The organism is Stenotrophomonas sp. AGC87 (genome assembly GCF_057333975.1).
The window spans coordinates 8394-16004 of record NZ_JBHFHW010000035.1 but is presented as its reverse complement, the minus strand read 5'-3'; the positions used below and the strand labels follow the sequence as shown (position 1 = coordinate 16004).

Sequence of the window (7611 nt, the reverse complement as noted above, 5' to 3'; positions counted from 1 at the left end):
GCACTACCCTCACACAAGCCGACCAACGGTCGCCTCTACCGGGTTGGGCAGCAATTTCGGGTATCCGGCGTCAGTCGAAGGTCCAGAACGGCGCTTTGATCCGCTCGCGCCAATAGGTTTCGCCAGCCAGGTAGAACTTCTGCGCATAGGCCTTGGCGAACCAGCCGGCGGCCGCGTCCAGATCACGCGTCACACCGGCGCGGCCGCGACCGAGCAGCAGACCGCTGAAATACTCTCCATACACGTTGCCTTGGTCGGCCGAACGCCGATACCAGCGCAATGCCTCGACGCCATCGCGCGGCAGGCCCATGCCCAGTTCGTACATCGCGCCCAGATCCACCTGGGCATCGGCATCGCCGCGCTGCGCACGCCGCTGGATGTCGACGACCAGCGGATGCAGGGTGCCATCCGGCTGCGCGGCGATCGCCTGCGGCAGCCGCGAGGATTCGGATGGCATGTGGTGGTAGATCGTCGCGCGCAGGTCCCAGCGCAGCGCGCTGGCCGCCTCACCGCGTTCGCGATGGAACTTGGCCAGCATCAGCATGGCCATCGGGTTGCCGTGCTCGGCCGCGGTGCGGTACCAGCGTTCGGCCTTGCGTGGTGAGGCGCGCAGCGCAGTGCCCTGGAGGATGTTCGGGCCGGTGCCATGCAGCAGCTCACCGCGGGTCCAGATCCGGCCGAGCGCCTCTTCGGCCTGGGGGTTGTGGAAGGTCCACGGAGTGACGGCGGCGGCACGCTCGTACCAGGTCACCGCGCGGGGGTCGTTGAAGGTTTCGTAGGTTCTGGCGGCGTCCCAGGCACTGTCGAAGCTGCCATCGGCCGCCTTGGCCTCGACCGACTGCACGATGCTCGCAGGCGTCCGTGACGGAGTGCTGCTGCAGGCGACCAGAGCGAAGGCGAGGGCGATGCCGCCCAAGCGTGAAGCGATGCGTCCAATGCGAGGGGTCATGCCGGCCAGGGGGTGCAGAAGGACCGCGATTATCGCCCGGCCCCGAAGCGCGGGGTTGTCCGCGGCGGTCGGTTTGGTTGCCATCGCAACAGTTGCACCGCCGCCCAAACCCGGTTACGGTCGGTCCATGTCCATGTCCTCGTTCCCGGCCACCGCTGTCAGCAATACCAACCGCACTAATCTGCGCGCGAATAATCGTGCGCGGCCGATGCGGGACTGCGACCAGGGCTAGTACAAGCAACACGCCCGGACCCCAGAAAACCCGCATCGACCGATGCGGGTTTTTTTGTGGCCCGGGTTTACCCCTTCCGGGCCTGGGTGGCCGGTCGAATGCCTGCAATACGTGTATTCCCCCATCATCAGGAGCTGTTCCCATGTGTTCGATTTTCGGTATTTTCGGCCTCCAGGCGGGCGACGACCTCGCGGCATTGCGCCGCCATGCGCTGGACCTCTCGCAGCGCCAGCGCCATCGCGGCCCGGACTGGAGTGGGGTGTACGTCGATGACGGCGCCATCCTGGTCCACGAGCGCCTGGCCATCGTTGATCCCGCCGGTGGTTCACAGCCGCTGCTCTCCGAAGACGGCGGCCTGGCGCTGGCGGTCAACGGTGAGATCTACAACCACCGCGAACTGAAGGCCGAGCTGGCCCAGCCGTACGCTTTCCAGACCGGTTCGGACTGCGAGGTGATCAACGCCCTGTACCGCGAAGACAGCCCGGCCTCGTTCCTGAACCGCCTCAACGGCATCTTCGCCTTCGCGCTGTGGGACCGTGCCGCACAGCGCGTGCTGATCGCCCGTGATCCGATCGGCGTGGTGCCGCTGTACTGGGGCCACGACAAGGACGGCCGCCTGGTGGTGGCCTCCGAACTGAAGTCGCTGGTGGACATCTGCGCCGACGCCGCGCAGTTCCCGCCGGGGCACTGGTATGACAGCGCCACCGACACGCTCACCCGTTACTACGAGCGCCCGTGGCGCGACTACGACGCGGTCGAAGGCGTGGAGGCGGACCGCGTCGAACTGCGTGAGGCGTTCGAGCGTGCGGTGCACCGCCAGCTGATGACCGACGTGCCCTACGGCGTGCTGCTCTCCGGTGGTCTGGATTCGTCGCTGGTCGCAGCCGTCGCCGCGCGCTACGCCCGCCACCGTGTCGAAGATGGCGATCAGAGTGAAGCCTGGTGGCCGCGCCTGCACTCCTTCGCGATCGGCCTGAAGGGCTCGCCCGATCTGGCGGCCGCCGCCATCGCGGCCGAAGCCCTGGGCACCGTGCACCACGGTTTCGAGTACACCTTCGAAGAGGGGTTGGATGCGCTGCCGGAAGTGATCCGCCACGTGGAAACCTACGATGTCACCACCATCCGCGCCTCGACGCCGATGTTCCTGCTGGCGCGCCGGATCAAGGCGATGGGCGTGAAAATGGTGCTGTCCGGTGAGGGCAGCGACGAAATCTTCGGTGGCTACCTGTACTTCCACAAGGCGCCGAACGCGCGCGAGTTCCATGAGGAGCTGGTGCGCAAGCTCGACGCACTCAACAACTACGATTGCCTGCGCGCCAACAAGTCGATGATGGCCTGGGGCGTGGAGCCGCGCGTGCCGTTCCTGGACCGCGAGTTCCTCGATGTGGCCATGCGCATCGATGCCAAGCACAAGATGGTCGGGCAGGGCCCTGCCGGTACGCGACGTATCGAGAAGGCGGTGCTGCGCGAGGCCTTCGAAGGCTACCTGCCGGACTCGATCCTGTGGCGCCAGAAGGAGCAGTTCAGCGATGGCGTCGGCTATGGCTGGATCGACGGGCTCAAGGCCCATGCCGAAGCGCAGGTCAGTGACCGCGTGATGGCCGCGGCGGACAAGCGCTTCGTGCACAACCCGCCGCAGACCAAGGAAGCCTACTTCTACCGCCACGTGTTCGAGCAGTACTTCCCCACCCAGGCCGCGGCGGAAACCGTGCCGGGTGGCAAGTCCATCGCGTGCTCCTCGCCTGCAGCGATCGCGTGGGATGCAAGCTTTGCCGCGATGGCCGACCCGTCCGGCCGCGCGATCACCGGCGTGCACGAACAGGCACTGGCCTGATCGATGCGCCACACCGCCGCGTCGTCCGCGGTGGTGTGGCAGCGCGTGCAGCCCGTAGAATCGCCCCTTCAATCGATGGGGATCGGTCATGGACTCTGACACCACCGGCATGCGCCGCAGCGGGCTGGCTTGGCGCTATCTGGGCTGGGTGGCACTGCCGCTGGTGATCGGCCTGGGCCTGGCGCGGTTTGCCGGCCCGGCTGTGACCGCACAGGTGGCCCGTGCAGAGTCCTCGCTGGGGGGCGACTGGGCCGCGCATCTGCATGCGCCGCTAGGTCTGTTCCTGCTGCAGTTGCTGGTGTTGCTGATGGTCGCCAAGGGCGCGGGCTGGGTGTTCCGCCGGCTGGGCCAGCCGGGGGTGATCGGTGAGATGGCGGCCGGCCTGATGATGGGGCCGCTGGTGCTGGGTGCCATGTTGCCGCAGGTGCATGGCGTGCTGTTCCCCGCAGCCTCGCTTGGCTCGCTCGGTCTGCTCAGCCAGCTCGGCGTGCTGATGTTCCTGCTGGTGGCCGGTGCGGAGCTGGATCTGGGCGGGCTGCGAGGGCGACGTCGTTTCGCCTTCGTGGTCAGCCATGCCGGAATTGCCGTGCCGTTCGTGCTGGGCGTGGGGCTCGCGATCTGGCTCTACGGCGCGCACGCACCGCCGGGCGTGGGCTTCACCGGCTTTGCGTTGTTCGTGGGTATTTCATTGAGCATCACCGCTTTCCCGGTGCTGCTGCGTATTCTGGCCGACCGGGGCATGACCGGCACGCCGCTGGGCCAGACCGCCATCGCCTGCGCCGCGCTCGGTGATGCCACCGCATGGTGCCTGCTGGCCCTGATCGTGGCGGCCGCGCAATCGCAGGGCTGGGTGCCCGCGACGATCAACCTGGTCTGCGTGGTCGCTTTCGTCGCGCTGATGCTGGGCGTGGTGCGCCCGTGGTTCTCGCGCCTGGTGATCGCACCGGGCCAGGAAGGGCGCTGGCTGTTGATCATGCTGTTGATGGCGCTGGCCTGCGCCCTGGTTACCGAGATGCTGGGCATCCACGCGCTGTTCGGCGCCTTCGCGGCCGGCGTGGCGGTGTCCGGCAACGCCACCCTGCGGCACACCGTGGCCGAGCGCGTCGAGCCGTTCGCGGTCACCTTGCTGCTGCCGCTGTTCTTCGCCATGACCGGCCTGCGCATGCGCTCCGATGCCCTGCAGGCCAGCGACCTGGTGCTGTGCCTGATCGTGATCATGGTGGCCACGCTGGGCAAGCTGATCGGCACTTGGAGCGCAGCGCGCAGTGCCGGCATGGGCAGCCATGAGGCGTGGAAGCTCGGTGCCCTGATGAACACCCGCGGCCTGATGGAGCTGATCGTGCTCAACCTGGGCTACGAGCTGGGCTTCCTCGGCGACCGCCTGTTTGCCGTGCTGGTGATCATGGCCCTGGTGACCACGGCCATGACCGGGCCGCTGCTGAATGCGATGGAGCGGTGGAAGCGGCAGTAAAGCGTTGACCCCGCCATCAGTCCACGGGGACCAGCGTCAGCGTGTACGCGGTCTTGCCTGGCAGGAACGGGGTGGGTGTTCCCTTCACCCAGGCGTCGTGTCCTGCGCCCCAGAACGGTGACAACGGGTGACCGCTCTGCCCACCGGGCATGTGGATCAATCCCTCGGCTTCGTGGCCGGGCGAGACCACCATCCGCTGCGACGCCCCGAACGCGGGCCCCTGCACGCGGGGCATGTCCCGGTCGCCGGGCAACGGATCGCCAGGCATGCACAGCCATCGTCGGGCGACGTTGGGCAGGGCGCGACTGACCGGGTGACAGATCGCGGCGGTGTTGCGTTCGCCCCACGTACGCGCCTCCAGCGCTCCCTGACTGCTCAGGTCTGCCTCCAGCGCCTTGGCGGTATCGGTCAACAGCGCATTCCAGCTGGCATACGGGGGCGGCAGCAGATGCACCGGCCGTTCGTTCACCAATGGCCACAACACGCCCTCGAACTGCCCCAGCCGCGGCTCCAGGTAGGCCTCGCCGAGCTGTGCTTTCGCTGAAGCGAGCAGGCCTTCGCCGACGCGGTCGATCAGCATGCCGCGGAAACCGCGGGTGACCCGGTAGCTGACCGAATCGACGGCCGCATGGCCTTCCCATCGACGGGTTGCGACCTCCAGCCGCTGCAGGGCAGGGTCGTCGCTGGCGGTGACGACCTCGCGCAGCAGGTGCCACCAGCGCGTGAGCAACAGGGCGCGATCGTCGAGCTGGATCGCCAGCAGGTCCGACTCGGTGAAGCGCTCTTTCGCCATCAGGCCATCGCGGATCTGCCGCCCGCGTGCACCCAGGTCGTAGCCCCCGTTCCCGGCGATGGCCAGCGCGTCCCCATCGAGCACACGGCCGTTGGCGGTCCACAGCCGATGGGAGGGGGGATCCATCAATGCTGGCGCGCCGTCGCTGCGGATCGCCCAAGGCGCACAGCTTGCAGGTGCTGTGGTCGTGGTGCCTTCCGGCGGGCAGCCCGCAGCACGGTCCGGGCGTGTGCCGATCAGCCGCCAAGCGATGCGACCGCTACGGTCGGCGATCACCAGGTTCTGCGCGGGAATGCCGCTGCGGTCGGCTACCTGGAACGCCTGGTCAAGATCCCTTGCGCGCGCCATCTCGGCAAAGTCCAAACGGACCGCACCGGGAAGCTGCGCCGTCCAGCGCAGTGCCTCGCCACTGCCGTCTGGCCGTTCGTGGAGTACCGGACCCCAGGCGGTCTCGCGCACGCGCAGCATCACCGGCGCTTGACCGGCGACGCGGATACGCTCTTCATGCGTGGTGATGCCTTGGGCATCGGCGGGTACGCTGCGGAAATCGGCGGTGTCGATGTAACTGTTGGTGAAGCCCCAGGCAACGTGTCCGTTGCTACCGACGACGATGGCCGGCAGGCCGGGCAGCGAGAAGCCGCTGACATCGACGCGCCCGTCGGGCGCCTGCGGATCGGGATAGCGCAGCCGTACCCGGAACCAGAGATTCGGCGCGCGCAGTCCCAGGTGCATGTCGTCGGCGACGATGGCGCGGCCGTCCGTGGTCAGTGCACCGGACACGGCGAAGTTGTTGCTGCCCAGCACGTCCGGGTCCAGATGACCGGCGGCGGCACCGGTTGCCTGCGCCGCATCGAGCCGTCGGAGATCGAGCGCCGTGGCGTCCGGTAGCGGTGCGTTGCCGCGCGCCCCACCAAACAGGGGGGCGTCCCATTCGCTGCCCTCGTGGCTGAGTAATGCATACAGCGCCGGTGGCACTACCGTGCGGATCCGCGCCATCGCCAGTTCGTTCTGATTGGTGGGATCCTGCAGGTCGGCATACATCGCCAGCCCGGTCAGTACGCTGTCTTCGGTCCGCCACGGTGCGGGCGTCTGGCGCAGCAGCAGATAGGGCCAAGGCCGTACCCGAAGATCCGCGACGCCTTGGTTGATGCCGTCCACATACGCCTGCAGGGCAGCGGCGCTGCTGCCCGTGGCAACCTCCAGATGGGCCTTGGTGCGCGCCCGCAGCCGGTGCACGCGCATGCGCTTGTCCATCTCGACCGCCGCCGGGCCGAACAGCTCGGCGAGCTCGCCAGCGGCAGTACGACGCATCAGGTCCATCTCGAAGTAGCGCTCCTGCGCATGCACCAGACCCAGCGCCCGCATCGCATCGGCCTGGGTTCCGGCCTCGATGGTGACCACGCCCAACACGTCACGGGTGATGCTCACCGGCGCCACCAAGCCGGTCATGGCCTGTTCGCCTTCCAGGCGGGGCAGGCTGCCACGCAGCAGCCACCAGACCATGAAAACCGCCGCCAGCGTCAGTATCAACACTCCCCAGACCAACCGCTTCAGCCAATGCCGCATCCTGCGCATCCCCCTGTAGGTGTGGTTCGATTGTAGGGGAGGCGTGAATGTCCCGTGCACGCCGAGCGATACGCAACTGCAACTGATTCCGATTAGATCACCGGATTTCCAGATAGGGCACCATGCGCGCATTGATTCATCAGGAGCACCCCCCATGAAAGGCAACCCGGACGTCATCGCCTGCTTGAAGGAACTGCTGCGCGGCGAGTTGGCCGCGCGCGACCAGTACTTCATCCATTCTCGCCGCTACGAAGACCAGGGCCTGTTCGCGCTCTATGAGCGCCTCAACCACGAAATGGAAGAAGAGACCCAGCACGCCGACGCGCTGCTGCGCCGCATCCTCTTCCTCGGCGGCGACCCGGACATGCGCCCGCATGTGTTCGAGCCCGGCGTGACCGTGGAAGAGATGTTGCAGAAGGACCTGGAGACCGAGTACAGCGTCCGCGACAATCTGGCCGCCGGCATGAAGCTGTGCGAACAGCACCAGGACTATGTCAGCCGCGACATGCTGCTGGTGCAGTTGAAGGACACCGAAGAAGACCACGCCTGGTGGCTGGAACAGCAGTTGGGCCTGATCAAGCGCATCGGCCTGGCGCTGTACCAGACCAGCAAGATGGATGCGAAGGGTGCCGCTGCGCACTGAGTGCGGCATCGGGTTCCGCACGCCAGCCAGCCTTCGCCAGCCAGCTGCTGAACCCTCGTCCGCCCGCCAGCTTCTGCCAGCCAGCCGACGTTGAGACGATCAGAAAGGCCGGGGAAACCCGGC

5 protein-coding genes are annotated in these 7611 nt (G+C 67.3%); 3 read left to right on the top strand and 2 right to left on the bottom strand.

Annotated elements, in window-relative coordinates:
• Positions 1–70: 70 nt before the first annotated feature.
• Positions 71–949, bottom strand: a complete 879-nt coding sequence (locus ACE026_RS14335; protein WP_486039497.1) for a tetratricopeptide repeat protein — start codon at positions 947–949, stop codon at positions 71–73.
• A 374-nt stretch (positions 950–1323) separates the two neighbouring features.
• Between ACE026_RS14335 and asnB the strand changes: the two genes are divergently transcribed.
• Entirely contained in the window at positions 1324–3015 is a 1692-nt protein-coding gene (gene asnB, locus ACE026_RS14330; RefSeq protein WP_486039496.1) for an asparagine synthase B, read from the top strand.
• 88 nt (positions 3016–3103) lie between these two features.
• Positions 3104–4486, top strand: a complete 1383-nt coding sequence (locus ACE026_RS14325; RefSeq protein WP_486039495.1) for a cation:proton antiporter — start codon at positions 3104–3106, stop codon at positions 4484–4486.
• A gap of 16 nt (positions 4487–4502) precedes the next feature.
• Here ACE026_RS14325 and ACE026_RS14320 read toward each other — a convergent pair whose 3' ends face one another.
• Complete coding sequence (locus ACE026_RS14320; RefSeq protein WP_486039494.1) at positions 4503–6854, bottom strand: penicillin acylase family protein; 2352 nt, start codon at positions 6852–6854, stop codon at positions 4503–4505.
• Between the two features lie 145 nt (positions 6855–6999).
• Here ACE026_RS14320 and bfr point away from each other — a divergent pair, with 145 nt between their 5' ends.
• Positions 7000–7488 carry a bacterioferritin gene (bfr, locus tag ACE026_RS14315; protein WP_486039493.1) on the top strand — a complete coding sequence of 163 codons (489 nt, stop codon included), beginning with the start codon at positions 7000–7002 and terminating at the stop codon, positions 7486–7488.
• Positions 7489–7611 lie beyond the last annotated feature (123 nt).